Source organism: Actinomycetospora sp. NBC_00405, from assembly GCF_036044095.1.
Lineage (GTDB): Bacteria > Actinomycetota > Actinomycetes > Mycobacteriales > Pseudonocardiaceae > Actinomycetospora > Actinomycetospora callitridis.
The window spans coordinates 4,409,088-4,434,783 of the sequence record NZ_CP107938.1; the positions used below are offsets into that span (position 1 = coordinate 4,409,088).

The 25,696-nt window shown below is 74.1% G+C and carries 25 protein-coding genes, 1 tRNA gene and 1 pseudogene; 15 read left to right on the forward strand and 12 right to left on the reverse strand.

The features are described from left to right. Nucleotides 1-4 precede the first annotated feature (4 nt). A complete protein-coding gene (locus OG774_RS21735; protein WP_328304270.1) occupies nt 5-1,693 on the reverse strand; it encodes a dynamin in 1,689 nt (562 codons plus the stop codon). After that, complete coding sequence (locus OG774_RS21740) at nt 1,690-3,201, reverse strand: dynamin family protein (protein ID WP_328304272.1); 1,512 nt, start codon at nt 3,199-3,201, stop codon at nt 1,690-1,692. Before OG774_RS21740 ends, OG774_RS21735 begins: the two co-directional genes overlap by 4 nt. Nucleotides 3,202-3,326: 125 nt before the next feature. Between OG774_RS21740 and OG774_RS21745 the strand changes: the two genes are divergently transcribed. From OG774_RS21745 to OG774_RS21765, 5 genes are all read left to right on the forward strand, one after another. Then, on the forward strand, nt 3,327-3,773 hold the full coding sequence (locus OG774_RS21745) for a hypothetical protein (RefSeq protein ID WP_274188839.1): 447 nt from the start codon (nt 3,327-3,329) through the stop codon (nt 3,771-3,773). Nucleotides 3,774-4,006: 233 nt separating this feature from the next. Continuing rightward, nucleotides 4,007-4,204, forward strand: coding sequence for a hypothetical protein (locus OG774_RS21750; protein WP_328304275.1), 198 nt, complete (start codon nt 4,007-4,009; stop codon nt 4,202-4,204). A 143-nt stretch (nt 4,205-4,347) separates the two neighbouring features. Then, the gene (gene trmB / locus OG774_RS21755) at nt 4,348-5,034 is read left to right on the forward strand and encodes a tRNA (guanosine(46)-N7)-methyltransferase TrmB (protein ID WP_328311073.1); all 687 of its coding nucleotides are present in this window, start codon (nt 4,348-4,350) and stop codon (nt 5,032-5,034) included. Nucleotides 5,035-5,075: 41 nt separating this feature from the next. Further along, nucleotides 5,076-5,783: an NYN domain-containing protein gene (locus tag OG774_RS21760; RefSeq protein WP_274196304.1), complete on the forward strand. Its 708-nt coding sequence runs from the start codon at nt 5,076-5,078 to the stop codon at nt 5,781-5,783. Between the two features lie 4 nt (nt 5,784-5,787). Beyond that, a complete protein-coding gene (locus OG774_RS21765) occupies nt 5,788-6,333 on the forward strand; it encodes a polyketide cyclase (protein WP_328304277.1) in 546 nt (181 codons plus the stop codon). Here the strand turns inward: OG774_RS21765 and OG774_RS21770 are convergent. After that, nucleotides 6,251-6,727, reverse strand: coding sequence for a hypothetical protein (locus OG774_RS21770; RefSeq protein ID WP_328304279.1), 477 nt, complete (start codon nt 6,725-6,727; stop codon nt 6,251-6,253). The genes OG774_RS21765 and OG774_RS21770 overlap by 83 nt on opposite strands. 142 nt (nt 6,728-6,869) lie before the next feature. Between OG774_RS21770 and OG774_RS21775 the strand changes: the two are divergent. The 4 genes and pseudogenes from OG774_RS21775 to OG774_RS21790 form a co-directional block, all read left to right on the forward strand. Further along, nucleotides 6,870-7,697 (forward strand): annotated as a pseudogene (locus tag OG774_RS21775) (sensor domain-containing protein); the annotation flags it as partial. A gap of 184 nt (nt 7,698-7,881) precedes the next feature. After that, nucleotides 7,882-8,157: a sensor histidine kinase gene (locus tag OG774_RS21780; RefSeq protein ID WP_328311075.1), complete on the forward strand. Its 276-nt coding sequence runs from the start codon at nt 7,882-7,884 to the stop codon at nt 8,155-8,157. Next, nucleotides 8,157-8,813 carry a response regulator transcription factor gene (locus OG774_RS21785; protein ID WP_328311077.1) on the forward strand — a complete coding sequence of 219 codons (657 nt, stop codon included), beginning with the start codon at nt 8,157-8,159 and terminating at the stop codon, nt 8,811-8,813. The genes OG774_RS21780 and OG774_RS21785 overlap by 1 nt, the downstream gene beginning before the upstream one ends. Nucleotides 8,814-8,874: 61 nt before the next feature. After that, on the forward strand, nt 8,875-10,149 hold the full coding sequence (locus OG774_RS21790; RefSeq protein WP_328311079.1) for an amidohydrolase family protein: 1,275 nt from the start codon (nt 8,875-8,877) through the stop codon (nt 10,147-10,149). A gap of 24 nt (nt 10,150-10,173) precedes the next feature. Here OG774_RS21790 and OG774_RS21795 read toward each other — a convergent pair whose 3' ends face one another. Then, complete coding sequence (locus OG774_RS21795; protein ID WP_328304281.1) at nt 10,174-11,514, reverse strand: MFS transporter; 1,341 nt, start codon at nt 11,512-11,514, stop codon at nt 10,174-10,176. Between the two features lie 50 nt (nt 11,515-11,564). Continuing rightward, nucleotides 11,565-12,032, reverse strand: coding sequence for a MarR family winged helix-turn-helix transcriptional regulator (locus tag OG774_RS21800; protein WP_328304283.1), 468 nt, complete (start codon nt 12,030-12,032; stop codon nt 11,565-11,567). Nucleotides 12,033-12,123: 91 nt separating this feature from the next. Between OG774_RS21800 and OG774_RS21805 the strand changes: the two genes are divergently transcribed. Next, nucleotides 12,124-14,013: a propionyl-CoA synthetase gene (locus OG774_RS21805; RefSeq protein ID WP_328304285.1), complete on the forward strand. Its 1,890-nt coding sequence runs from the start codon at nt 12,124-12,126 to the stop codon at nt 14,011-14,013. Nucleotides 14,014-14,115: 102 nt separating this feature from the next. Here OG774_RS21805 and OG774_RS21810 read toward each other — a convergent pair whose 3' ends face one another. The 3 genes from OG774_RS21810 to OG774_RS21820 all read right to left on the reverse strand — a co-directional run bounded on the left by OG774_RS21810 (nt 14,116) and on the right by OG774_RS21820 (nt 17,142). Then, nucleotides 14,116-14,961 carry an oxidoreductase gene (locus OG774_RS21810; protein ID WP_328304287.1) on the reverse strand — a complete coding sequence of 282 codons (846 nt, stop codon included), beginning with the start codon at nt 14,959-14,961 and terminating at the stop codon, nt 14,116-14,118. Nucleotides 14,962-14,993: 32 nt separating this feature from the next. Next, the gene (locus OG774_RS21815; RefSeq protein WP_328304289.1) at nt 14,994-15,731 is read right to left on the reverse strand and encodes a transglycosylase SLT domain-containing protein; all 738 of its coding nucleotides are present in this window, start codon (nt 15,729-15,731) and stop codon (nt 14,994-14,996) included. Nucleotides 15,732-16,203: 472 nt separating this feature from the next. Then, complete coding sequence (locus OG774_RS21820) at nt 16,204-17,142, reverse strand: alpha/beta hydrolase (protein WP_328304291.1); 939 nt, start codon at nt 17,140-17,142, stop codon at nt 16,204-16,206. 120 nt (nt 17,143-17,262) lie between these two features. Here OG774_RS21820 and OG774_RS21825 point away from each other — a divergent pair, with 120 nt between their 5' ends. The 3 genes from OG774_RS21825 to OG774_RS21835 are packed head-to-tail and all read left to right on the forward strand — an operon-like array spanning nt 17,263 to nt 18,534. Next, nucleotides 17,263-17,631 carry an ArsR/SmtB family transcription factor gene (locus OG774_RS21825; RefSeq protein WP_328304293.1) on the forward strand — a complete coding sequence of 123 codons (369 nt, stop codon included), beginning with the start codon at nt 17,263-17,265 and terminating at the stop codon, nt 17,629-17,631. After that, nucleotides 17,631-18,110: an SRPBCC family protein gene (locus tag OG774_RS21830; protein ID WP_328304295.1), complete on the forward strand. Its 480-nt coding sequence runs from the start codon at nt 17,631-17,633 to the stop codon at nt 18,108-18,110. Before OG774_RS21825 ends, OG774_RS21830 begins: the two co-directional genes overlap by 1 nt. Before the next feature lie 25 nt (nt 18,111-18,135). Continuing rightward, on the forward strand, nt 18,136-18,534 hold the full coding sequence (locus OG774_RS21835; RefSeq protein WP_328304297.1) for a DUF6841 family protein: 399 nt from the start codon (nt 18,136-18,138) through the stop codon (nt 18,532-18,534). 7 nt (nt 18,535-18,541) lie between these two features. Here OG774_RS21835 and OG774_RS21840 read toward each other — a convergent pair whose 3' ends face one another. Beyond that, on the reverse strand, nt 18,542-19,051 hold the full coding sequence (locus OG774_RS21840; protein WP_328304299.1) for a GNAT family N-acetyltransferase: 510 nt from the start codon (nt 19,049-19,051) through the stop codon (nt 18,542-18,544). 121 nt (nt 19,052-19,172) lie between these two features. Then, a tRNA-Gly gene (locus OG774_RS21845) sits at nt 19,173-19,246 on the reverse strand. Nucleotides 19,247-19,503: 257 nt separating this feature from the next. Here OG774_RS21845 and OG774_RS21850 point away from each other — a divergent pair. Further along, a complete protein-coding gene (locus OG774_RS21850; RefSeq protein ID WP_328304301.1) occupies nt 19,504-20,076 on the forward strand; it encodes a hypothetical protein in 573 nt (190 codons plus the stop codon). Between the two features lie 196 nt (nt 20,077-20,272). Continuing rightward, entirely contained in the window at nt 20,273-21,994 is a 1,722-nt protein-coding gene (locus OG774_RS21855) for a diguanylate cyclase domain-containing protein (protein ID WP_328304303.1), read from the forward strand. Nucleotides 21,995-22,003: 9 nt separating this feature from the next. Here OG774_RS21855 and dcd read toward each other — a convergent pair whose 3' ends face one another. Then, nucleotides 22,004-22,582 carry a dCTP deaminase gene (gene dcd, locus OG774_RS21860; protein WP_274188823.1) on the reverse strand — a complete coding sequence of 193 codons (579 nt, stop codon included), beginning with the start codon at nt 22,580-22,582 and terminating at the stop codon, nt 22,004-22,006. 168 nt (nt 22,583-22,750) lie between these two features. After that, nucleotides 22,751-25,270 carry a heterodisulfide reductase-related iron-sulfur binding cluster gene (locus OG774_RS21865; protein ID WP_328304305.1) on the reverse strand — a complete coding sequence of 840 codons (2,520 nt, stop codon included), beginning with the start codon at nt 25,268-25,270 and terminating at the stop codon, nt 22,751-22,753. Nucleotides 25,271-25,696: the final 426 nt, after the last annotated feature.

Consider the following 25,696-nt stretch of genomic DNA (forward strand, 5'->3'; position numbering starts at 1 on the left):
GAGACTAGGTCGCGGGCTCGATGCGTGGGTGCGGTTCGGGGACGTCCACGCGGTCCCGCAGCGCGGCCAGCCGTCGCAGCAGCGTCTCGGCGCGGTCGCGCCCCTCGCGGGCCTCCGTCGCGGTGTGCGCGGCGACGCGGTCGGCGGCGGTCCGGTCGGCGCCCGCGTGCCGCACGGCGCGCTCCGCGGCGGCCAGCGCGTCGTCGAGATCCCGCGCGCGGTGCTCGAGCGCCGCGTCGAGGGCGAGCGTGACCTCCCGCTCGGTGGTGATGAGGGCGTCGGCGAGGACGCGGTCGAGGTCGCCGCGCACCTCCGCGAGCGCCTCCGCCGTCCACTGGCGCAGGTGCGCGCGGTCGGCGGCGAGGCGCCGGGCCCGCGCGACCCAGCCCGCCGCGCCGAGCCCGAGCCCCACCGATACCGGGACGAGCGCGGCACCGAGCGCGACCGGCGCGATCGGGACGGCGAGCAGCGGCAGCAGCGCCAGGCGGGAGAGCCCGAGCCCGCCCGACGCGCCCGCCACGACGAGCAGGCGGTCCTCGGCGGGACGGGTCCGCGGGGGTGGCACCAGGCCGGACCCGGCGACGTCGGTGGCCCCGAGATCGGCAACCCGCAGGGACGGCAGCTCACCGGCCGGGACGAGGTCGGCGAGGGTCGCCGCGACCAGCGCGCGCAGGCGCGTGCCGAGGCCCTCGACCACGGCGGCCGCCAGCGTCTCGACCTCCCCGGCGAGCTCCCGCGGCATCGCGGCGAGCCCGGGGCGGTCGGCGTCGTCGATGCGCCCGCGCATGGCCGTCCCGAGGGCGCGGACGCGCGCGGCGAGGTCGTCGGCGGCGGCCACGCGGGCGGCGGCGAGGTCCGCGCGCCAGCGCGTGTGGTGGTCACGGCGCAGCGCGGCCCGGGCGGCGAGGAGCTCGTCACGACGGCGGGCGAGGTCGCCGACGCCGTCGGCCGGGGCGCGCAGGGCGCTCCGGGTCGCCTCGGCCCGCGCCGCGACGCCGTCCAGCCCGGCGGCGAGCAGGCGCAGCGCGTTGGCCTCGGCGAGCATCCGGCGCCGGCGCGCGACGAGGCGGTGCAGCTCGCGTTGCAGGGCGGCGAGGCCGGAGCGCCGGCGGAGCGCCTCGGCCGCCTCCGGCGTCGCGGTGCCGGCGCGGCGGGCGAGCTCGGCGGAGACCGGGAACCACGGCGCACCCGTGAGGCGCGGGACGTGCTCGGCGACCAGGGCGCGGTCGGCCTCGAGCACCGTGCGCCAGCCGCGGTGCGCCTCGGTGCGGGTCAGCGCGAACACCACGGTGTCCACCCGGCCGGCCGCGCGGGCGAGCGCGTCGAGCTCCTCGGCGCCGAGCGGGGCGGCGGCGTCGGCGAGCACGAGCGCCGCGGTGGCGCCGTCGACCGGCCAGCTCCCGGGGTCGGGGCCGCGGGCGGGGACGACGAGGTCCAGCTCCTCGAGCAGCGGCACGCCGAGGTCGTCGTGGGTGGCGTGCCCGACGGTGACCTCGTCCAGACCGAGCAGCGCCGCCAGCAGCTCCCGGCGACCCCGAGCGGGCGCACCGGCGAGCACCACGGTCGGCCGCGCCGGCGGGGGCGGGGCTGCGGCCCGGGCGGCGGCGTCCGGGTCGAGACGGGCGAGCAGCGTCGTCAGCGCCTCGCGGGTGCGCGCGACCTCGGCGGGGACGTCCCGCCCTGACGCGGTCACGACGGCCCGGTCACGGCGGCGCTCCGTTCGATCGGGTCGGGGTTCGATCGGGTCGGGCTCCGCTCCGCGGCGCCTCGGGGCTGCGCGGTGAGGTCCTGCCACATCCCGACGTAGGTGCGGTGGACGACGTGGGCGAGGTCGGCGATGCGCCGCGGCGAGCCCCACGACCCGTACGCGCGCCACCAGGCGGCGCGCCGGGCGGCGTGGCCCGCCACCTCCACCGGACCGGCGCCCGGGCGGCCCGCGCGGACGTCCGGGGGCCCGGCCGAGGCGAGCCGGTCGACCTCGTCGAGCAGCTCGGCGGGCAGCCCCAGGGCGCCCGCCCACAGCCGCGCCCGGGCGGCGAGCAGCGCCCGCTCGGTGAACGCCTCCCGGCGCGCCAGCGCCGCGGCCGCGGCGCCGACCCGGGTGCCCTCGCCCCGCCCGGCGCCGTCCTGCGCCTCGGTGCGGCCCAGGGCCTCGCCCAGCGCGGCGAGGTCGCGGACCCCGGCCGTCGCCGCGTGCAGGTCGCTGCGGGCGCGCACCTCGTCGTGCAGTCGTCGGACCAGCGTCGCGAGCCCGGACGCCGCGAGCAGGGCGTCGCAGAGCTCCCCGACCCCCGCGGCGGCGTCGGCGCGCAGGAGCGCGATCCCGAGGGCGAGGCCGCGCAGGTCGAGCAGCTCGAGCAGCCGCGTCCGGGCCTCGACCGGCAGGGGCAGCTCGGCGGTCGTGAAGAGCTCGGCGTCGAGCAGGGCCACCTCGAGCACCGCCGGGTCGGCCCCCGCGAGCACCCGCAGTGCGCCGACGTCCTCCGCGCGCAGCGCCCCGGTGACCGCGGTCTCGGCGAGCAGGCCGATCACCGGGGTCACCGGCCCCACGCGGTCGCCGAGCCGTCGCCCGAGCTCGACGGCGAGGTCGCGGCCGTCGTCGGGACCCACCGTGTCCGCGCGTCCCAGCACGGCGACGACCCCCGCCGGGCCGTGCGCCGCGGGCCCGGGCAGCACGTCGAGGTCCCCCGCGTGCGCCGTCGCCGGCAGCACGACCAGCGCCGTATCGGCGTGGGCGCCGCCGGGAACACCCCCGGGTCGGCGCGCCGAGCCCGTGCCCGGGGTGTCGATCACCGTGAGGTCGTCCAGCGCCGCGCTCGTGAGCGTCACCACCAGGTGGTCGACGTCCTCGGGGCGGACGCCCAGCCGGTCGCCGACCGCGGCCGGCACCCGCCCGCCCGCGGCGAGCGGCAGCGGCCGGCGCGTGCCGTCGACGAGCACGACGTCGAGCCGATCGGCCGGGCCGCGGACGTAATGGGCCGTCAGCCTGGTGCACTCGCCCGCCCCCGTCGGGGCGACCCGGCGTCCCACCAGGGCGTTGACCAGCGTCGACTTGCCCGACGAGACGGGCCCGGCCACGACGAGGGACGGCGTGGCGAGCATCCGGTCGGCGATCGCCTCCACCGCGTCGGCAGTAGGCAGCGACACCCGCGGGGACAGCGCACGGCATGTCGCGACCACGGCGCTGCGCAGGGGGCCCACAGCCGTGGCAGCGTAGGCGCCGGACCGTGCCCGCGAGGCCGGTTCGGCAGGACTCCGGAGGGTTTCGCGTGATCGCCCATCGGGGGAGACTGCTCACCAACCGTCACCTGCGAGGAAGGCACCCCGTGCTCGACACCGGCACGTATCTCTTCATCGTCGTGGTCGGCGCGATCATCACCTTGGTGGTGGGCCAGATCCTCATGCGCTCGGGGATCGGATTCCTTCGCGACGTCTTCGACTCCGAGGAGACGGCGGTCTCGACCAACCGGCTGCTCGGGGTGCTGTTCCACCTCGTGGCGCTGGGCTTCCTCGCCCTCATCTCGACGTACCGGCCCTTCGACGTCCAGGGCACGGTGCAGATCGTCATCACGCAGCTCGGCGGCGTCATGCTCCTGCTCGGCGTGCTCCACGGGCTGACGCTGCTGCTGCTCGCCCGCGTCCGGAGCCGGCGGCGCAGCGAGACCATCGAGTCGGAGATGAGCAGTCAGTACGAGCAGCAGCGCCGCGCGCGGCAGACGCAGCGTCAGCAGGTGATCGAGGGCGGCCCCTCGTCCGGCGGCGGCGGGCGCTGACAGAGGCCCTGACAGAGGAGGCCCTGACAGGGGCCCTGACAGAGGCCCTCACGGAGGCCGTCCGGGGACCACCGATCGCCCGACCGGGTCATCTCGCGCGAATCCGCTAACCCGGTCTGTGATCTGCGCGATGTGCGGATGTGACCCTCGTCCCCTTGACCCGGCGCCGCACGCCCGCCCTGGCAGAGCCGCTGACCAGGCCGCTGCCGCGACTCACCGATGTGGTGCACGCGGTGACCGCCACCTTCGCCTCCGGCGGATGGACGCTGCGCTTCGGCCCTTCCGGGCAGCAGGTGGTGGTCGACCGCCTCGCGGAGGCCGACGCCTCGGCTCGCAGGCTCGTCGGCGCCGTCCTCGGCCTGCCCGACGCGGCCGTCCGTATCCGGATCACCCCCGACGACGCGTCGCTGGCCTCGCTGCGCAGGACCTGACCCCACCACCGGTCCCGCACCTCTCGCGCCGGGGCGCGGGATGTGAGGATCAGGACGTGGAGACCGATCACGACACGCGCCCGACGTCCGGACCGGACGTCCCGCGCCGCTCGGTGGTCAGCTTCACCGACCGCGGCGGGCGGATGACCGCCGGTCAGCAGCGGGCCTGGGACCGCCTCTGGACGCGGTACGGGGCGAACGCCGCCGGCTTCGACCGGGACCCCGACGGCCCACGGCCGCCGCTCGACGACGGCCGGCTGGACGCCTCCGCCTGGTTCGGCCGACGGGCCCCGCTGCGGCTCGAGATCGGCTCCGGGATGGGCGAGACGACCGCCGCCCTCGCCGCCGCCGAGCCCGACGCCGACCACGTGGCCGTCGAGGTCTATCCCCCCGGGCTCGCGCAGCTGCTCATGCGCCTCGAGGAGCAGGAGCTCCCCAACCTGCGCCTGTTGCGCGGCGACGCCGTCGTGGTGCTCGAGGACCTCGTCGCCCCGGACTCGCTCGCCGGCCTGCGCGTCTTCTACCCCGATCCCTGGCCGAAGCGCCGGCACCACAAGCGCCGCCTGGTCCAGCCCGCGACCGTCGCCCTCATGGCCTCCCGCCTCGCGCCCGGCGCCACGCTGCACCTCGCCACCGACGTCGCCGACTACGCCGAGTGGATGCTCGAGGTGACCGACGCCGAGCCGCTGCTCGAGAACCCGCACGGCGGCTTCGCGCCGCGGCCGGCGTGGCGTCCGCGCACCAAGTTCGAGGCCCGCGCCGAGCAGGAGGGGCGCCCGAGCCGCGATCTCCTCCTGGTGCGCACCGAAGCTGCCGGGGGCGAGTCCTGAGCACCCATCGGACCCGGCGCCGGGCGGTTAGAGTCGGCCCCGTGTCACCCGCGCCGTCGCCCGCCGACCTCGCCAGCCCGCCCACCGACATCGCCGGCGGCGCCGACGTGCGGGTCGACGAGGGTGTCGGCGCGGTACCCACGACGGAGGCGCCGCCCGCGCGCACGCTGCTCGTCTGGGACGCGCCGAACATCGACATGAGCCTCGGCTCGCTGCTCGGCACGCGTCCGACGTCGGCGTTCCGGCCCCGCTTCGACGCGGTCGGCCGCTGGCTGCTCGGCGAGGCCGGGCCCGAGGGCGTCGCCGAGGCCACGGTGTTCACCAACGTCGTGCCGGGCTCCACCGAGATCGTGCGGCCCTGGGTCGAGGCGCTGCGCAACGTCGGTTTCGCGGTCTTCGCGAAGCCCAAGTCCGCCGACGACTCGGACGTCGACGACGACATGCTCGCCCACATCGAGCTGCGCCGGTCCGAGGGCGGGCTCGCGCACGTCGTCGTGGCCTCCGGCGACGGGCGGGCGTTCCGCGAGCCGCTCGAGGACCTGGTGGCGCAGGGCGTCACGGTCACCGTCATCGGGTTCCGCGAGTACGCCGCGTTCGCGGTGTCCTCGGAGATCGTCGACTTCCTCGACCTCGAGGACATCGACGGCGTCTTCCGCGAGCCCCTGCCGCGCGTCAGCCTCGACACCCTGCCCGACGCCGGCGCCTGGCTGCCGCCGCTGCGCTCGCTGCGCTCTCTCCTCGAGCGGTAGCCCGGTGGAGCTGCCGGAGCACTGGGGCACGACGCCCGACGAGCGCGCCCGGCACACCCCGGCCGACGTCCTGGTGCCCGTGCCCCGGGCCCGCTGGACCCGCGGCGTCACGTCGGCGGCGAGCCCGGAGGACCTGTGGCTCTGGGTCTGCCAGCTCACCGTCGCGCCGTACAGCTACGACCTGCTCGACAACCGCGGCCGACGGAGCCCGCGCCTGCTGACCCCGGGCGCGGACGACCTGCGTGTCGGGCAGCGCCTGCTGGTGCTCTTCGTCGTCGACTCCTTCGATCCCGGCGAGCAGCTGACGCTGCGGCTCCGGCGGCGCGGGACCGGCTCGCTCGCGGAGTTCGCGGTCACCTACGCCGTGGCGCCCGACCCCCGCGGCTCCCGGCTCGTCGCCACGGTCACGGTGGACGGCGCCCGCCGCGGCGGGCTCCTGCGGTACGCCCTCGCCTGGGGTGATCTCGTCATGATGCGTCGCCAGCTCCGGACGCTCGCCGAGCTGGCCGCGCGTGACGGAAGAACGCGTTCGCCTCCGGCCGGAACATGAGCACGAGGGCGACGACGACCGCCGCCAGGTGCACGACCCGCAGGGCGACGACGGCGAGGTCCGGCACCCCGGCGCCGGCGAGGTACGCGACGGGTGAGGCCCCGGTCGCCAGCCAGGTCAGCGGTTCGACGACCAGCGAGGCCGTCCCCACCACCCCGAGCAGCACGGCGAGCGTCCACCGCACGGTGTTGCGGCCCCCCGGCAGCGCGAGCACGAGCACGACCACCCCGGCGTAGATCAGGGCGCGCTTGGCCAGCGCGGCCGGGCCGGGAGGGTCCGGCAGGGCGAGGTGGACCAGGGTCTCGGCGACCCCGGCGCCGACGGCGACCAGCCAGACGACGACCGCGGCGCGCACGGGGCGGGGGACAGGAGGGGAGACGGCGAGGATCGACATGCGGACCACGGTCCGCGGCACCGCGCGACCTCGACAGCCGGCAGGCGCCCCGTCCGGGGTGGGGTTGTCCCTACCCTGACCGGGAGGATCACCGGCTGGGGCCGGCCGTGGACGACGAGCAGGGTCCGGAGGCATGACCACGATGTCGCTCGCCGTACCCACGCCCACCGACACCGACGAGGCCGCCGGCGGCCTGTGGCGCCGCACCGCCTACCTGCTCGCCGGGCTCCCGCTGGGCGTCGCCGCGTTCGTCGTCGCCGTCGCGGGCTTCTCGCTGGGGGTGTCCACCCTGATCCTCTGGATCGGCGTCCCGATCCTCGCCGCCACCCTGTGGGCCGCGCGCGGGCTCGCCACCGTGGAGCGCCGCAGCACCGAACGCGTCACCGGCCGTGCCCTGCCGCCGCACCACTACCGCGTGGCGGTGCCCGGGGCGGGCCGCCCGGCGCTCTCGCTGGCGATGATCGGCGACCCGCAGGCGTGGCGGGACCTGCTGCACGCCGTGCTCGGGTTCCCGGTCCGTCTCGCGACCGCCCTGATCGCCCTGTGCTGGGGCGTCGGCGGCCTCGGGGGCCTGCTGTTCGTGGCGTGGGAGTGGGCGCTGCCCGACGGCCCGGAGGACCGCCGGGGCCTGTTCTGGCTGCTCAGCGGCACCGAGAGCCGGGTCGCCGAGATCGTCGTCAACACCGTGCTGGGTGCGGTGATGCTCGCCGTGTTCCCCTGGCTGGTCCGCGGGCTCGTCGCGACCCGGGCGGCGCTGGCCCGCGGGCTCCTGACCAACCAGACCGCCGCCCTGCGCGCCCGCGCCGACGAGCTCGCGACCGGCCGGCGGGCCGCGGTCCACGTGGAGGCGACCACCATGCGCCGCCTCGAGCGGGACCTGCACGACGGTCCGCAGCAACGGCTGGTGCGGATGACCATGGACCTCGAGGCCACCTCGCGACGCCTCGACGACGACCCGGAGAAGGCCCGCCCGCTGCTCGACGAGGCGATCGCCCAGAGCCGCGAGGCCCTCGCCGAGCTCCGCGCTCTCCCGGGGCATCGCCCCGCCGGTGCTCTCGGACCGCGGGCTCGACGCCGCCCTCGGCGCGGCCGCCGCGCGCAGCCCCGTCCCGGTCACCCTCGACGTGGCCGTGCCCGGGCGCCTGCCCGCGGCGGTGGAGACGACGGCGTACTACGTCGTCACCGAGGCGCTCACCAACGTCGCCAAGCACGCCGCGGCCTCGCGCGCCACGGTCACCGCCGCGCTCGACGACGACCGGCTCGTCGTCTCCGTCGAGGACGACGGCCGGGGCGGCGCGCACTCCGGCAAGGGGCACGGCCTCGCCGGCCTCGCCGACCGCGTCACCACCGTCGACGGGACGCTGGCGATCACCAGCCCGGCCGGCGGCCCGACGGTGCTCACCGCGAGCCTCCCGGTCCGGGAGAGCTGATGCGCGTCGTGCTCGCCGAGGACTCGGTGCTGCTGCGCGAGGGACTCGTGCGCCTCCTCGGTGAGAACGGCGCCGAGGTGGTGGCGGCCGTCGGCGACGGGGAGGCGCTCGTCGCGGCCGTCGCGGAGCACCGGCCGGACGTCGCGGTCGTCGACGTCCGGATGCCGCCGGACTTCACCGACGAGGGGCTGCGGGCGGCGCTGCGCGTGCGTCGCGACGTCCCGGGCACCGCGATCCTCGTGCTCTCGCAGTACGTCGAGGTGTCCTACGCCCAGGACCTCCTGGGCGCGGGTGGGGGCGTCGGCTACCTGCTCAAGGACCGCGTCACCCGCCTGGACGACCTCGCCGACGCCCTGGCCCGCGTCACCGCGGGCGGCACCGTGCTCGACCCCGAGGTCGTCTCGGCGCTCTTCGCCCGCCGCGACCCCCGCGCCTCGCTCACGGCGCGGGAGCGCGAGGTGCTCGCGCTCGTCGCCGAGGGCCGGGCGAACGGGGCGATCGGGCGCACCCTGGCCCTGAGTCAGGGGGCGGTCGAGAAGCACATCTCGTCGATCTTCGACAAGCTCGGCCTCGCCCGGGACTCGGGCGACGACCACCGCCGCGTGCTCGCCGTCCTCGCCTGGTTCGGGCTCGGCGCGGGCCGTGGCACAGTCTGAGACCGTGCGCCGCCTCTCCCATCGTCTCGCTGCTCCGGTCGTCCTGCCCTGCGACGCCTCCATGTCGGTGCTGCGCGACGCGGTGGTCGACCTCGACGACGACGGGCGGATCGCCCACGTCGGGCCGGCCGACACCGCGCCGGCCACGGACGCGCCGGTGACGCGGGTGACCGGTCTGCTCATGCCCGGCCTGGTCAACACCCACGCGCACACCCCGCTGACCGTGCTGCGGGGGATGGGCGGCGACCTGCCGCTGATGCGCTGGCTGCTCGAGGTCGTCTGGCCGGCCGAGGCCAAGCTCGACGGCGCCGACGTGCGCGCCGGGATGCTCGCGGGCACCGCGGAGATGCTGCGCGGCGGCGTCACCACGTCCGCCGAGATGTACTTCCAGAGCGAGCACGTCGTCGAGGCGGTGCTCGAGATCGGCTCCCGGGTGGTGATGACGCCGGGGATCATCACCGCGCCCGGGATGGAGCGCCTGGGCACCTGGCAGCAGATGCGGGACGCGATCACGCGCTGGATCGACGCCGACGGGCTGCGCTTCGGACCCGGCGAGCGCATCGAGCTCGGCTACGGCCCGCACGCCGCGTACACGCTGCCCACCGAGGCGATCGTGACCACGGCGGCGCTCGCGCGGGAGCGGGGCGCGCTGATGCAGCTCCACGTCGCCGAGGCGGTGGGCGAGGACGACGACGTGCGCGCCGAGTTCGGCTCGGTGCCCGCGATGCTCGAGGCGACGGGCTCGCTGGGCGGACGGGTGCTCGCCGCACACGCGATCCAGCTCTCCGACGACGACATCGCGATCCTCGCCCGCCACGACGTCGCCGTGGCCCACTGCCCGGGCTCGAACGCGAAGCTCGCCGCCGGCACGGCGCGGGTGGCCGAGCTGCGCACCGCCGGCGTCCGCATGGGCCTGGGCACCGACTCGCCGGCCTCGAACGACGACCTCGACATGTGGGAGGAGCAGCGCCTCGCGTCGCTGTTCGCCCGCCTGCGGGGCGCCGACGCCACCGCGCTCACCGCGGCCGACGCCCTGGCCATGGCCACGCGGGAGGGGGGCCGCGCGCTCGGCCGCGACGACCTCGGCGTCCTCGCCCCCGGCGCCCGGGCCGACGTCGTGCACGTCCGCCTCGACGACCCGGCCTTCATCGACCCCGACGATGACGCCCAGCTCGTCTCCAACCTCGTGTGGGCCAGCGGCTCCCGGGGCGTGCGCGACGTGTGGGTGGCCGGCGAGCCGGTGCTCACCGACGGGGCCCTGACGCGCGTCGACCCCGGCGACGTGCTCGCCGGGGCCCGCCGCGTGGCCACCAAGGTCAAGTCCCGACGTGCGTGATCTTCTGAGCTATAGCTCAGAAGATCAGGCACGAGGCCGGAGGCCGACGGTGACCACCAGGGATGCCGCGAGGACCAGGGCGCCGGCCACGAGGTAGGCGGCGCGGAAGCCGTCGGTCGCCGCCACGGCGGCGAGCACGGCGATGCCGATCGCGCCGCCGACCTGCTGACCCGTGTTCGCCAGCCCCGAGGTCAGACCGGTGGTGTCGGCGTCCGCGTCGGCCATCACGATCGTGGTCACCGACGGCATGACCAGCCCGGCCCCGAGACCGAGGAGCACGAGCGCGGGCAGGAGGTCGCTGAGGTAGTCGGTCCCCGGCGCGCCGACGAGGACGGCGAAGCCCCCGAGCAGCAGCCCGAGCCCGGCGAGCAGCACGCGGCGGGCGGTGAACCGGGAGATGAGCGGCCCCGCGCCCCGCAGCGCGACGACCCCGATGATCACCGCGACCGGCGTCATCGCCACCCCCGTGGCCGCCGGCGAGTAGCCCAGCACCTGCTGCAGGAACAGGGCGGTCGCGAACTGGAAGCCCATCATCGCAGCGATGGTGAGCACCTGGGCGAGGTTGCCGAGCGACACCGCGCGCGAGCGCAGCACCCGCGGCGGCACGAGCGGCGCCGACGCCCGGGCCTGGCGGAGACCGAAGCCGGCGAGCAGGACCACGGCCAGCGCGGCGGCGACCCCACGCGCGCCTCCCGGCTCGACGATCGCGAACACCAGCCCGGCGAGGCCGAGCGTGACGAGCAGGGCACCGAGCAGGTCGGGGCGGCTGCCACCGGGCCGCACCGCATCGCGCGGCAGGATCCGCAGCACGAGTGCCGTCGCGACGGCCCCGATCGGCACGTTGACCAGAAAGATCGCGCGCCAGGAGAGGGCCTCGGTGAGCACCCCGCCTAGCAGCAGCCCGATCGACGCCCCGGCCGCGCCGAGGAAGGCGTAGGCGCCCATCGCCCGTGCGCGGTCCCCGGGGTTCTCGAACAGCTCGACGACCATCCCCAGCACCACCGACGAGGCGAGCGCTGCGGCCACGCCCTGCACCGCCCGGGCGGCGACGAGCATCGCGGGGCCGGCCGCGAGCCCGCACGCCAGCGACGCGAGGACGAAGAGCACGAGGCCCGCGACGAGGATCCGGCGGCGCCCGACAAGATCGCCGAGACGTCCGGCGAGCAGGAGCAGCCCGCCCAGCGGGATCAGGTACGCGTTGACGGTCCACGAGAGCCCGGCGTCGGTGAATCCCAGGTCGGCGCGCAGCGCGGGCAGGGCCACGCTGACGATCGTCCCGTCCAAGATGATCATGAGCATGGCGGTGCTGAGCACCGCGAGGGCGACCCAGGGGGACGCGGTGCGTGGGCGGGCGGCACGAAGCATGGTCCGACCGTAGCAGAACGTCTATTTCAGAACTATCCCGAAATGTTCCATCAGGTTCGGGACGATCGTCGGCGGCGCGCGGCGCCCGCGTCGACGGCCAGGGGTCCACCCGGGCCGACCAGCCGGGACAGGCCGTCGACCACGGCCTCGCGCTCCGGCCCGAGCACGCCGAGCACCTCGTCGTAGAGGTCCTGGATCACGGCCGCGGCCTTCTCGACGAGGGCCTCGCCGGCGTCGGTCGTCGCCACGAGGCGGGCGCGCCGGTCGGTCGGCGACGGGATACGGCGGGCGAGGCCTGCCTGCTCGAGGCCGTCGAGCGTCGTGACCATCGTGGTCTTGTCGAGCAGGGCCTCCTCGGCGATCTGGCCCTGCGTCCGATCGCCGGCCGAGGCCTTGTCGAGGACGCAGTACTGCCGTGCGGTGAGGCCCAGGTCGGCGAGCGCGGCGGTCATCCGTACGGCGAGGGACTCGCTCGCCTTGTCCACGAGGAAGCTGAGATCCGGAGACACGCGGGCCATGTAGGGAGGCTACGGGAAAATCCAGAACGGAACGATCTGTCCGTCGCCTCGGGCGGTGCGCCGGGCCTTGTCGCGTCGTTAGGGTCGCCCCATGAGTGGCGAGTACCAGCAGGCCTACGACCGCAGCATGACCGACCCCGACGGCTTCTGGCGCGAGGCCGCGGGCCTGATCGACTGGTACCGCGAACCCGACACGATCATGGACTCCTCCGCGCTGCCGTTCTCGCGGTGGTTCCAGGGCGGCGAGCTCAACACCTGCCACAACGCGCTCGACCGCCATGTCGACGCCGGACGCGGCGACCAGGTCGCGCTGATCCACGACTCGCCGGTGACCGACGACCGCCAGCGCTACACGTACTCCGACCTGCGCGACCGGGTCGCCCGCTTCGCGGGGGTGCTGCGCTCGGTCGGCGTCGACAAGGGCGACCGCGTGATCATCTACATGCCGATGATCCCCGAGGCGGCCGTCGCGATGCTCGCCTGCGCGCGGATCGGCGCCGTCCACAGCGTCGTCTTCGGCGGGTTCGCCGCCCGCGAGCTGGCCGTCCGGATCGACGACGCCCGGCCCACCGCCATCGTCAGCGCGTCCTGCGGCATCGAGGGCAAGCGGGTCATCGAGTACAAGCCCCTGCTCGACAAGGCCGTCGAGCTCGCCGAGCACGACCCGGGCCGGGTGATCGTCTTCCAGCGCCCGCAGGCCGAGGCCGCGATGACCGAGCGCGACCTCGACTGGGCCGAGGCCGAGGAGGCCGCCGAGCCCGTCGGCTGCGTCTCCGTCGCGGCCACCGACCCGCTCTACGTGCTCTACACCTCGGGCACCACCGGCAAGCCCAAGGGCGTCCAGCGCGACAACGGCGGCCACGCCGTCGCGCTGGCCTGGTCGATGCCCAACATCTACAACGTCGGGCCCGGCGAGGTCATGTTCACCGCGTCCGACGTCGGGTGGGTCGTCGGGCACTCCTACATCGTCTACGCGCCGCTCCTCATCGGGGCGACGACCGTGCTCTACGAGGGCAAGCCGATCGGCACGCCCGACGCCGGCCAGTTCTGGCGCGTGGTCCAGGAGCACGGGGTGAAGGCGCTGTTCACCGCGCCCACCGCGTTCCGCGGCATCAAGAAGGAGGACCCCGACGCGGTGCTCCTGCAGGACTACGACATCTCGAGCCTCGAGACGCTCTTCCTCGCCGGAGAGCGCCTCGACCCCGAGACCTGGACCTGGGCGTCGGAGAAGCTCGGCGTCCCGGTGGTCGACCACTGGTGGCAGACCGAGACGGGCTGGCCGATCGCGGCCAACCTGCGCGGGCTCGAGCCGATGGAGCTCAAGGCCGGCTCGCCGTCGGTGCCCGTCCCCGGCTACCAGGTCGAGATCCTCGACGTGGACGGGTCGGTGCTGCCCCGCGGCGAGGAGGGTGCGATCACGATCAAGCTCCCGCTGCCCCCGGGCTGCCTGCAGACGCTGTGGGACGACGACGAGCGGTTCCGCGAGTCGTACATGTCGCGCTACGAGGGCTACTACCTCACCGGGGACGGCGGCTACCTCGACGAGGACGGCTACCTCTACGTCATGGGCCGCACCGACGACGTCATCAACGTCGCCGGGCACCGCCTGTCCACCGGCTCGATGGAGGAGGTCCTCTCCGGCCACCCCGATGTCGCCGAGTGCGCCGTCATCGGCGTGCACGACGCGATGAAGGGCCAGGTCCCGCGCGGGTTCGTCGTGCTCAAGGCCGGGGTCGAGCGCGACGAGGCCGAGCTCAACGCCGAGCTGGTGAAGATGGTGCGCGACGAGGTCGGCGCCGTCGCGTCGTTCAAGAACGTCGCGATCGTCCCCGCCCTGCCCAAGACCCGCTCGGGCAAGGTGCTGCGCAAGACCATGCGCGGGATCGCCGACGGCAAGGACGAGGCCGTGCCGTCGACGATCGACGACCCGGGCGTCCTCGACGCCCTGCGCCCGGCGCTGCAGAAGGGGCCGGAGGTCTAGGCGGGCGCCTCGAGCAGGGTCAGGACGGTTCGACCTGCCCGAGGCCGCGGCGCTGATCTCCAGCTCGCGGTCCTCGGGCCCACCTGCCCCGCTCCACAGAACTCAGCGCTCGCCCTCCGGGAAGTCGGCGCCGACGGCGACGTCGCGCCAGGCCTCGGCCTCGTCGATGCGCTGCGACCACAGCTTCGGGGCGAGGTCCGCCGCGAACTCGCCGAGCAGCAGACGACGGGGCGGGTCGTCGGCGTCGACGACGCGGATCATCGCCTCGCCCGCGCGGCGGGGGTCGCCGGGCTGGGTGAACGCCGACGAGCCGTCCATCGCCTGCCGGCGCGGCCCGAGGACGTCGTCGTAGGCGTGCATCGGCGTCGCGCGCACCATGCTGCCGCCGTTCCAGTCGGTGCGGAACGGGCCCGGCTCGACGATCGTCACGTAAATGCCGAAGGGCTCGACCTCCTGGGCGAGCGACTCGGACAAGCCCTCCAGGCCCCACTTCGTCGCGTGGTAGAGCCCGGTGTTGGGGAAGGCGCCGACGCCGCCGATGCTCGAGATGGGCAGCAGGTGGCCCCGGCGCTGGGCGCGCATGGTCGGCAGCACGGCCTGCATCGACCAGAGCGCGCCGAACAGGTTCACCTCGACCTGCCGGCGCGCCTCCTGCTCGGTGACCTCCTCGACCCCGCCGGCCAGGCCGTAGCCGGCGTTGGCGACGAGGACGTCGATGCGGCCGGTCTCGCCGGCGACCTGGTTGGTCACCGCGAACACGGCGTCGCGATCGGTGACGTCGAGGTCGCGGGTCAGGAGCCGCTCGGGGTGCTTCGCGGTGAGGTCGTCGAGGGCGCCGGCGTCGCGGGCCGTGGCCACCACGCGGTCACCGGCCTCGAGCACCGTTTCCGTGAGGGCGCGGCCGAGACCGCGCGAGGCGCCGGTGATCAGCCAGGTTCGTTCGCTCATGGCTCCGGCATACCCGCACCGGGCACGGGATGTCAGTCGGCGAGGCCCAGGCCGTCGTCGGGGATCGCCGCGCCGCCGTAGCCGATGTAGTTGCCCGACGAGTTCCGCAGGCCACCGGCCAGGACGTCGTCGATGCTGTGGTTCGCGATCATCGTGCGGACGCCCGCGGTGATGTTGGCGACCGGGTCGAAGATGCCGCGGTCGGCGAGCTCGGGCAGCACCGCGTTGCGGAACGTCGTGTCGATGAGCTGCATGAGGCCCTTGGACGGGGTGCCGCTCGCCGCGTTCGAGTCCCAGTCGTTCACCGCGTCGGCGTTGCCGGTGGACTCCCGCATGATGATCTTCTTGACGCCCGGGGCCAGGCGCTGCGGCAGACCCATGAGCCCGAGCGCCTTGGCGATCTGGCCGTCGAGGGTGCGCTCGTTGCCGGCCTCGTACGGCCGCCCGAACTCCAGCGGCCCGTTCTCGCGCTCGTACTCGATGGACTTCAGCATCGAGGAGACGTCGGAGGCGTCGCCGGCGCTGGGCTCGTCGTCGGACGACGAGGAGGCCGCGGGCTGTGCGGTCCCGGTCGAGGTGGCCGGCATGGAGATCGGGCTCACCGAGCTCGAGTGGCCCGCCGTGCCCGCGGCGCGGTGCTGGGAGGCCAGGGACAGCGCGGCGGTGGTCGACGCGGGGTCCGGCGCCTGCGGGGCCTCCGCGTCGGCGACGTGGGCCGTGCTGAGGGCCTGCACGGCGGGGAGGACCGCACCGGCGGCGACGGCGGCCACGAGGATGGTGCCGGGGGTGGAGCGCGGGGAGAACCGGGTTCCGCGCGTCGTCGTCCGGGTACCGCTCAGGGAGAACGGAACGGTGTCCGGCTCGCCTAGGCCGTGTCGGGGCACGGTCACCTCGCTCGTCATCGACTACAGGCCCGGCGGCGCAACGGGGGAGCGTGCCGTCGTGACCTTTCCGTGATCGGACCGTTTCAACATAGCGAGCCTTCGGACGGCTGCGACGAGCCCCTCCGGCGCCCTGGAGACCTCGAACGGGCGTCGTCCCCGGGTCGTGGCGACGAGAGGTTCGACGGGCGGGACCGTGTTGCTCGTGCGCACCCAGCCATCCCCGCGAGCGGCCATCGGTGCGCGGCGGGCGGTCCATCCGGCGCTGGGCGGACGCTCGATGGCCGCCTCGCAGACGCGCCAGGGCTCCACAACCCTTCGGCGCAGCGTGCCGCCGTCGGGCGGGTCCCGCGTGTCGGCCTCAGCGCGTGAGCAGGTCCCGGAGCGCCTCGAGGGCCCGGTCGCCCTCCTCACGGGCTGCCCTCGACGCCACGGCGAGCCCGAAGTAGCCGTGGATGAGCCCGGCGCCCTCCAGCCGGCGGACGATCACGCCGGCGGCCTCGAGGGCGTCGGCGTGGGCCCGTCCCTCGTCGCGCAGGGGGTCGAGCTCGGCGGTGGCGACGACGGCCGGGGCGACGTCCTGCAGGTCGCCCGCGACCTCGGGCAGGGCCACCGACGGGTCGTGGCGCAGCGCGGGATCGGGCAGGTAGCGCTCCCAGAACCACTCGAGGTCCGCGCGAGTGAGGAACGGCCCGTCCGCGTTCTCCGCCGTCGACGCGGACGCCATCGACGGGTCGAGCCCGGGGTAGAGCAGGAGCTGCGCGTCGAGCTGCGGACCCCAGTCACGGGCGAGCAGGGCGGTGCCGGCGGCCAGGCCTGCGCCCGCGCTGTCCCCGGCGACGACGAGCCGGTCCGACGGCCGCCGGGCCCCGGCCCAGCGCAGCGCCGCGTGGGCGTCGGTGAGCGGCGCGGGGTGCGGGTGCTCCGGGGCGAGCCGGTAGTCGACGGACACGACGGTCGCCCCGAGGTGCGCACAGACCCGCCGCGCCGAGGCGTCGCCGGTCTCGAGGTCGCCGAGCACCCAGCCGCCCCCGTGCAGCCAGACCACCGTGATCTCCTGGCGCTCGCCCGCCGGCTCGTAGATCCGGACGGCGGTGTCGGTCCCGGTCACGGCGTCGGACACCACGTCGTCGTGCACCGACCCCACCTCGGTCACCGCGTCGCCGCGGCGCGCGAGCGCCAGGGCCCGGTAGACACGGCGGGCCTCGGCGACGGTCTCGCGGCGCAGGGGCAGCCAGCCGTCGGTCTCCAGGCGGGCGACCGCGGTCGCGATCTCGGGGTCGATGCGGAGGTCGGTCACGTCGGCATCCTCGGGGCTGTCGCCGGGGCTCGCCACCGTCGGGGTCTCGTTCAACTCAGGGGTTGAACACGCTGGACGCCCGGGGGTACGGTTCTCGTCAACCGCAAGGTTGAGCAAGGAGTGGACGTGGACGACCAACTCTCCCGGGTGTTCTCGGCGCTCGCCGACCCCACCCGGCGCGACATGGTGGCCCGCCTGACCGCCGCCGACGCGACCGTCAACGAGCTCGCCGAGCCCTACGACGTCAGCGTCCAGGCGGTCTCCAAGCACCTCAAGGTGCTGGAGGAAGCGGGCCTCGTCAGTCGCAGCCGCGAGGCGCAGCGACGGCCGGTCCACCTCGAGGCGGAGGTCTTCGACCTGATGACCAAGTGGATCGAGCGCTACCGGCGCCGCGCCGAGGAGCGCTACCGCCGTCTCGACGACGTCCTCGCCGAGATGGGCACCGAACAGCCGACCCCCCGACCCGACAGCGAACGAGGAGCTTCCTGATGAACACCACGACCCGTGAGACGACGATCGCGGCGGACCCGAACGCCCCGACCATCATCATCACCCGCGAGTTCGACGCCCCGGTCGAGAGCGTCTTCCGCGCCCACGCCGAGCCCGAGCTCGTGCGGCGCTGGCTCGGCCCGCGCGGGCTGGAGATGGACATCGACCGCTTCGACTGCCAGACCGGCGGGGCCTACCGGTACACCCATCGGGACGAGAACGGCGAGTACCGGTTCTACGGCTCGTTCCACGAGGTCCGGCCCAACGAGCGGATCGTCCAGACCTTCACCTTCGAGGGCTTCCCCGACGGCGTGAGCCTCGAGACGATGACCTTCACCGACCTCGGCGACGGCCGGACCCGCCTCGAGGGCCTCTCGTTCTACGACTCGGTGGAGACCCGCGACCTGGTGCTCTCCAGCGGCATGGACCACGGAGTGCGCGAGGGCTACGAGCGCCTCGACGAGCTCCTCGCCGGCTGAGCACAGGGGTGGGCAGGATGGTGGCGTGACCTCCGAGGACGTCGAGCTCTGGTTCGCCACCTACCTGGACTGCTTCGTGGCCCTCGCCCGCGGGGAACGGGACGACGTCGAGGCGATCCTCGGGTTCTACGGCGTCCCCATGCTGCTCAGCTCGTCCGGCGGCACCGGGTGGCTCCACGACGCGGAGCAGGTCGTGGGGGTCACCCGCGCGCAGATCGAGGGCCTGCGCCACGCCGGGTTCGACCGCACCGAGGTCGAGGCCTCCGTGACGGTGGTCCTCAACGCCACCTGCGCCCGGTACGAGGCACGGTTCCGGCGCCGCGCCGCCGACGACACCGAGATCGCGAGCTTCTCGGCGAGCTACCTCATCGCCGAGGGCCCCGACGGGCCGCGGATCGCCGCCCTGGCGGTCGGGAAGGCCTGAGGGTCCCTCAGAGCTCGGCGAACGGCGCCGCGTAGCGGAAGAACCCACGCCGCGCCGGCCCCGCGAGCAACCGGGCCTGGAAGAACGCGCCCCAGGCCGGGTCGGGCGAGACGATCCCGAGGTCGCCGGCCGGGCGGAACCCGAACCGCCCGTAGAAGGCCGGGTCGCCGAGCAGGGCGACGAGCGCCTCGTCGCGCCCCTCGGCGGCACCGAGCACGGCGTGCACCAGCGCCGAGCCCACGCCGCGTCCCTGCCACTTCGGGTGCACGGCGATCGGGCCCAGGCCGAGGGCGGGCCGTCCGTCGACGTCGCCGCGGGTGGCGACGACGTGCCCGACGACCGGCCCGTCCGGCTCCTCGGCGACGAGCGAGTAGACCGGCAGCCAGCCGGGGTCGTCCCGCAGCCTCGCGAGCAGGCCGACCTCGATCGGCTCCCGTCCGTCGTCCCCGGCGAAGGCCGCCGCGACGACCTCCCGGACCGCGTCCACGTCCTCGCGTCGTTCCCGTCGCACCAGCACCCGCGCAGGGTGTCGTGACGGGCGGGGCAGGGCAACGGAGATCCCGCCGATGCCCCTGGGACCAGAACGACCCGCCTCCCGAGTGATCGGGCGACGGGCCTGTGACCTGCAACGATGGTCGTGGAGCGAGTGACGGGAATCGAACCCGCGTATTCAGCTTGGGAAGCTGATGTTCTACCATTGAACTACACTCGCGCGTGGTTCAAGAGCGTACACGGCGCCCGTGCGGCCCGTCGGAGGGCCCGTTGCTCGGACCCCCTGCGTGACTACATCCGTGTCGTTCGCCGCCCGATCACGGTGGGATCACGGATTGGACGCGACCAAGTCGCACACTGCGTCACGGGTCGTTACGTCGTCGGGGTAGATCCGTGACCAGGCCCTGCAGCTGGGTCCACGTCTCGTGTTGGCTGGTCAGCGACACGCCACACCGGACTCCGGCAGAGGAGGTCGAGATGACTGCCTGTGAGCAGCAGGACGGCCTTCTCCCCGAGCTCCTCGTCCTCGTCGCCTCGGTGGAGGACGCGGACGTCCTCGCGGCGCTCGGAGCCCGCGATCGGGAGGTCCTCCCGGTGCTCGTCGCCACCGGCCGCGACCCGATGGCCGTCGACGAGGCCCTCGACGACCTCGGTGCCCTCGCGGGCCGGGTGCTGATCGTCGACGACGCCGAGGCCGGCCCGGCCGCCGAGGCCGCCGTCCTCCTCCCGCGGATCGACGCGCTCGTGGCCGACGACCGTCCGGGCGCCGTCGTCGTGCGCGGGGGGTCGCCCACCGCGCTCGTCGCCGCCCAGGTGGCGGTGTGGCGCTCGGTCCCCGTCGTGGCCCTGCCGGTCGACGGGGGGACGGCCGTGGAGATCGCCAACCAGGCGGCGATCGCCGCGCTCGTGGCGACGCAGCACGCCGCGGAGACCGAGCCGGCCGACGTCCGCTCGGTGGCGGCCGCCCAGCGCCTCGTGCGCGAGCGGCTGGCGGCGGCGGACGCCCCGCGGATCGTCCGGCTACCGACGGATCGCACGCTGTCTGCCTGACGAAAGGTCACCCAGAGCGATCGCAGGGCCCTTCCATCATCACTCAGTGATGAAGTGCGTACAAAAAGTAGAGCCCGTACCCCCTCGCGGCTAACGTCATGCCCCGCAAGCCTGATGGACCTGGTGTACAGGCGGCGCACCAGGAAGGCGGGGGTCGGTGAGGCGAGCACCCAGGTTGATCCATGAGGTCCAGCGGTTGGGCCTCACGGTGTCGATCGCTGCGCTCCTCATCGTGCTGCTCGTCGTCTTCCGGCTCGTCTGGTCCGGGGCGGTGTCGGGTCCGACCGACGCCCGGCTGCAGAGCGGGCTCCTCGCGCTCGAGGACTCCCACCAGGCGATGCTCGACATGGACGCTTCGCTGCGCGGCTACCTCGCGACCGGCGACCAGTTCTTCGCCGACTCCGCGACCGGTGCGGCGCCCGCGCTCGCGGCCGCCGACACGCAGATGGTCAACCTCCTCGAGGAGCCCCAGCTCCGCCAGGACGTGCTCGCCCTCCTCCTCGCGCAGCAGCGCTGGCGCACCGAGTGGGCCGACCAGGCCCGCCGGCTGCCGCCGCCCGGCGGCGCGGAGGCGTTCCTCAAGCAGGGCACGGCGCTCTTCGACGACTACCGTGCCCGCAAGGACGCCACCCGCGTCGACACCCTCGCGGCGATCGATGCGGCCGACCGCAGCGCCGTGGTGAACCAGTTCGTCGTCGGGGTGCTGCTGGCGCTCATCGGCATCGCGACGCTCGTCGTCGCCCTGCGCGGTCGGTACCGGCTGCAGCGCCACGTCGTCGTCCCGGTCGACGGCCTGCTCGCGTCGGTCCGCGGTATCAGCGAGGGACGCCTGGCCCCACCGGAGCCCGTGCAGGGGTCAGCAGAGCTCGTGGCGCTGCGCGACGGGCTCGCCGACATGACCGTCGCCCTGCGCCGGCAGCGCGAGGAGGCGGCCGCCCAGGCCGAGCGTCTGCAGGCCCAGACCGACCGTCTGCGCACCATCCTGATCATGACCCGCGAGATCGCGGGCAGTCTCAACACCCGCTACGTCATCGACTCCACCGTCCAGGCGGCGGTCGCGGTCACCGACGGCCGGGTGCTGCTCTGGCTGCTCGAGGAGGACGGCAGCGGCCTCGAGCTCGCCTACGACTCCGACCGCGGCGCGGTCGCGCCCCTCGAGGAGCACTGCCACCTCGGTGTCGGCGTCGTGGGACGGTCGGCGCGCTACGGGCAGATCTCGCGCGGGGACCCCGACACCGGCGAGGACGCCGCCGTCGCGGTGCCGCTGGTCGTCGGTGCGCGGGTGATAGGGATCCTCGAGTGCTACGACTCGCCCGAGGGCGAGGTCGACGGCCAGCGCCTGTCGGCGGTCGAGATGCTCGCGACGCTGTCCGGCTCGGCGATCGAGGCCAGCCGCCTGCACGCCGCCACCGAGCGGCTCTCGCAGTTCGACCCGCTGACCCAGCTCGCCAACCGCCGCCGCCTCGGCGCGGACCTGGACTCCGCCGTCGCCAACGCCAAGCGGCACGGCTCGCCGATGTCGGTGATCATGCTCGACCTCGACCACTTCAAGGAGCTCAACGACCGCTACGGCCACCAGCAGGGCGACGTCGTGCTCCAGGAGGTCGCGAGCACCATCCGCACCGCCATGCGCGACGGCGAGACGGCCTACCGCTACGGCGGCGAGGAGTTCGCCATCCTCGTGACGCGGGGCGGCCCGGAGGAGGCGGCCCAGCTCGCCGAGCGCCTGCGCTCCCGGGTCGAGGCCGACTTCCGGCGTGGCGACAAGCAGCTCGTGACGGCGTCGTTCGGCGTCGCCGGCCTGCCCGAGCACGCCGGCGACGGCGAGGCCCTGCTCAGCGAGGCCGACCGGGCGCTGTACTCGGCGAAGAACTCGGGCCGCAACCGCGTGCACCGCGCGGGCGAGCTCGTCGGCTGAGGTCGCCGGTCAGCGGGGCAGGCCGCGCCGGAAGTTGACGTACGAGCGCGACGGCGTCGGCCCGCGCTGGTCCTGGTAGCGCGAGCCGTAGACCGGCGAGCCGTAGGGGTGCTCGCTGGGCGAGGACAGCCGGAACAGGCAGAGCTGCCCGACCTTCATCCCCGGCCACAGCCGGATCGGGAGGTTGGCGACGTTCGAGAGCTCGAGCGTCACGTGGCCGGAGAAGCCGGGGTCGATGAAGCCGGCGGTGGAATGAGTCAACAGGCCCAAACGGCCTAGACTCGATTTCCCTTCTAATCGCCCTGCGACGTCGTCCGGCAGCGTGATGACCTCGTAGGTGGAGCCGAGGACGAACTCCCCGGGGTGCAGCACGAACGCCTCGTCCGGCGCCGGCTCGACCATGCGCGTCAGGTCGTCCTGCTGCAGCGCCGGGTCGATGTGCGTGTAGGCGTGGTTGTTGAACGTGCGGAAGTGCGAGTCGAGCCGCAGGTCGACGCTGGAGGGCTGCAGCAGCGTCGCGTCGAACGGGTCGAGCCCGACGCGCCCGGCCGCGATCTCGGCGCGGATGTCGCCGTCGGAGAGCAGCACGCGGGGACCCTATCGGTCGGTGCGGAGGCGGCGTCCGCGAGCGCGGAGTTCGCGCGCACAGAAGCAGCGAACAGGCCGTTCGCTGCGACCCCCCCACGAACGAACGGCGCCCCCGCTGCCCGGTCAGCAGCGGGGGCGTCGTTCGTTCTCCGACGGGCGGGCGGACGCCTAGGCGTCGTCGCCCGGGTTGCGCACGTTGGCCGAGGTGGCCGCGGTGTCCGGATCGGAGTCGCCGACGTGGTCGGTCTCCTCGACCGCCTCGGGCCGCCCGCGCTTGACCGCCGCGAGGAGCATCTGCGAGACGTCCATGACCTCGGTGCCGACGGCCGTGGCCTCGCTCTGGCGCTCGGTGAGGCCGTCGGTGAGCATCACGCGGCAGAACGGGCAGCCGGTGGCGATCGTGTCGGTCTCGGTGGCGATGGCCTCGTCGACGCGCTCCATGTTGATGCGCTTGCCGATGTGCTCCTCCATCCACATGCGCGCACCGCCGGCGCCGCAGCACAGCGCCCGGTCGGCGTGGCGGGGCATCTCCTTGAGCTCGGCCCCGGCGGCCTCCACCAGCTCGCGCGGCGGCGTGTAGACCTCGTTGTGACGGCCCAGGTAGCAGGGGTCGTGGTAGGTCACGGTCTTGCGGGCCCCACCGTTCGACCCGGCGTGCCCGTTCCCGTTCGCCCCGTGCCCGTTCGTCGACTCCTTCTCGGCGAGGGCCACCGCGGCGGGCGCGGCCTGGTCGGCGTCGTGGCCCGGCGTGCCGTGCCCGTCGGCCGGGATCAGCCCGCGCTCGGTGCCGTCGGAGTGCGGCCCGTGGTACTGCAGCCCCGTGGTCGGGTTGATGTCGAGCTTGGCGGCCGGCACCGGCGAGGACTCCGGCGCCACCGGCACCAGCTTCTTCTCGCGCACCAGCTGGTTGAGCAGCTGGGTGTGGTGGACGACCTCGTAGTGGCCGTCGAGCTGCGGGTACTCGCGCCCGAGGGTGTTCATGCAGTGCGGGCACGTCGTGACGATCTTGCGCGTGCCCGGCTCGCGGCCCTCGAAGACGGCGTCGAGCATCTCCTTGGTCTGCATGGCCATCATCTGGAAGAGGAACTCGTTGCCCGAGCGCCGCGCCGGGTCGCCGGTGCAGCTCTCCTCCTTGCCGAGCACGACGTAGTCCACGTCCGCGATGTGCAGCAGCTCGGCGACCGCGCGCACCGTCTTCTTGGCGTTGTCGTCGAACGCGCCGGCGCAGCCGATGAAGAACAGGTACTCGGTCTCGGGGGCGAGCTCGCCGTCGAACTCCGGCACGTCGAAGGGCAGGTCCTTCGCCCAGTCCATGCGCGAGGAGTTGTTCTGGCCCCAGGGGTTGCCCTTGTTCTCCAGGTTGCGGAACAGGACGCCCAGCTCGGCCGGGAACTCCGACTCGATCATGACCTGGTTGCGGCGCATGTCGACGATGTGGTCGACGTGCTCGATGTCGACCGGGCACTGCTCGACGCACGCGCCGCAGGTGGTGCAGGACCAGAGGACGTCGGGGTCGATGACGCCGAGGGACTCCGCGTCGCCGACGAGTGGGCGGGTGGCCTGCAGGACGTCGGTGCCGCGGTGGCGCTCGTAGCCCGACTCCGGGACGCCGTGGCCGTGGCCGACCTCGTCACCGCCGGCGTTGGTGGTGCCGTCCTGGGTGGCCGAACCCTCGTCCGGCATGTCCTTGCCGCCGATCATGTACGGCGCCTTCGCGAACATGTGGTCGCGCAGGTCCATGATCAGCAGCTTCGGCGAGAGCGGCTTGCCGGTGTTCCACGCCGGGCACTGGCTCTGGCAGCGACCGCACTCGGTGCAGGTCGCGAAGTCGAGCATGCCCTTCCAGGTGAAGTCCTCGATCTTGCCGCGACCGAAGGACGCCTCCTCGGGCGGATCCTCGAAGTCGATCGGCTTGCCCTCGTGCTCGAGGGGCTGCAGGGCCCCGAGCGCCTTGGGCATGCGCTTCGCCGAGACGTTGATCGGCGCGATGAAGATGTGGAGGTGCTTCGAGTAGAGCACCACCACGAGGAAGATCAGCGCCACGGCGATGTGGAGCATGAGGAAGACGGTCTCGAGAACGAACAGCGTCTCCGGCGACAGCCCGGAGAAGAGGTACCCGGTGCCGATCGAGGCCCAGGCGCCCGACTCGTAGGGCAGGTTGCCGGCCGCGGAGGAGGCGCCGCGGAAGGCGAACAGCGTCCAGACGACGCAGAAGATCAAGAAGAGGATCAGCCAGGCGCCGCCGGTGTGGGAGCCGTAGAAGCGGGAGGTCCGCGCCCGGCGCTCCGGGGCCTGCTGGATACGCATGATCGCGAAGGCGATGATCGAGATCAGCACCATGATCGCGATGAAGTCCTGCAGGAAGCCCAGGGCCGCCCAGCGCCCGATCAGCGGGATGTGGAAGTCCTCGACGAACAGCGCGCCGTAGGCCTCGATGTAGACCGTCAGCAGGATGATGAAGCCCCACATCGTGAAGAGGTGGGCCAGGCCGGGGATCGACCAGCGCAGCAGCTTCCGCTGCCCGAACACCTCGACGAACTGCGCGCGCACCCGCCCGCCGAGACCCTCGGCACGCTTGGCGTCGGGCTGGCCGGAGGAGATCAGGGTGTAGAGCCACCAGGCCCTGCGCGCGGCCACGACGGCCACGATCAGGGTCAGGGCGAGGCCCAGGACCAAACGGACGACCACGGCGGGACCTCCCCGAGTGCCGGGTCGTGGTGGTGACCCGGTTGAGAACAACGACTGCTTCGGCGGCACTGTAACCGCCGGTAGGGGGATCGGCGCCGCGAAGGGTGACCGAAGCTACTCGGCGGTAACCACGGGGCCGACTACACCGTCGGGCGATGCTTTGCAGACGTGAACGCCACCCGTCTGTGCCGCTGGGTGATGACCGTCCGTGCGCCGAGGGTCACTCCAGGCTCATCCGGACCACGAGGGCGTGTCGCGCCCCGGATGCGGTCGCGGAGGGTGGACGATGCAGCGACGCCTGTGGGGGAAGGAGTGCGGGACGGGTGTTCCGGCGCTTCTCCAGGGCGCCGCGTGTCCGGGCGCGGGAGGTTTTGGAACACCTCACCTCTTGTGTTTACTCAACCGGTCGAGAACGGGCCCCGGCAC

Coding starts and splice junctions, on each gene's coding strand:
- OG774_RS21805 (WP_328304285.1), top strand. CDS start 12,124: ATGAGTGGCGAGTACCAGCAGGCCTACGACCGCAGCATGACCGACCCC.
- OG774_RS21770 (WP_328304279.1), bottom strand. CDS start 6,727: ATGTCGATCCTCGCCGTCTCCCCTCCTGTCCCCCGCCCCGTGCGCGCC.
- OG774_RS21790 (WP_328311079.1), top strand. CDS start 8,875: ATGTCGGTGCTGCGCGACGCGGTGGTCGACCTCGACGACGACGGGCGG.
- OG774_RS21850 (WP_328304301.1), top strand. CDS start 19,504: ATGACTGCCTGTGAGCAGCAGGACGGCCTTCTCCCCGAGCTCCTCGTC.
- OG774_RS21800 (WP_328304283.1), bottom strand. CDS start 12,032: ATGGCCCGCGTGTCTCCGGATCTCAGCTTCCTCGTGGACAAGGCGAGC.
- trmB (WP_328311073.1), top strand. CDS start 4,348: ATGACCGCCGGTCAGCAGCGGGCCTGGGACCGCCTCTGGACGCGGTAC.
- OG774_RS21785 (WP_328311077.1), top strand. CDS start 8,157: ATGCGCGTCGTGCTCGCCGAGGACTCGGTGCTGCTGCGCGAGGGACTC.
- OG774_RS21830 (WP_328304295.1), top strand. CDS start 17,631: ATGAACACCACGACCCGTGAGACGACGATCGCGGCGGACCCGAACGCC.
- OG774_RS21810 (WP_328304287.1), bottom strand. CDS start 14,961: ATGAGCGAACGAACCTGGCTGATCACCGGCGCCTCGCGCGGTCTCGGC.
- OG774_RS21795 (WP_328304281.1), bottom strand. CDS start 11,514: ATGCTTCGTGCCGCCCGCCCACGCACCGCGTCCCCCTGGGTCGCCCTC.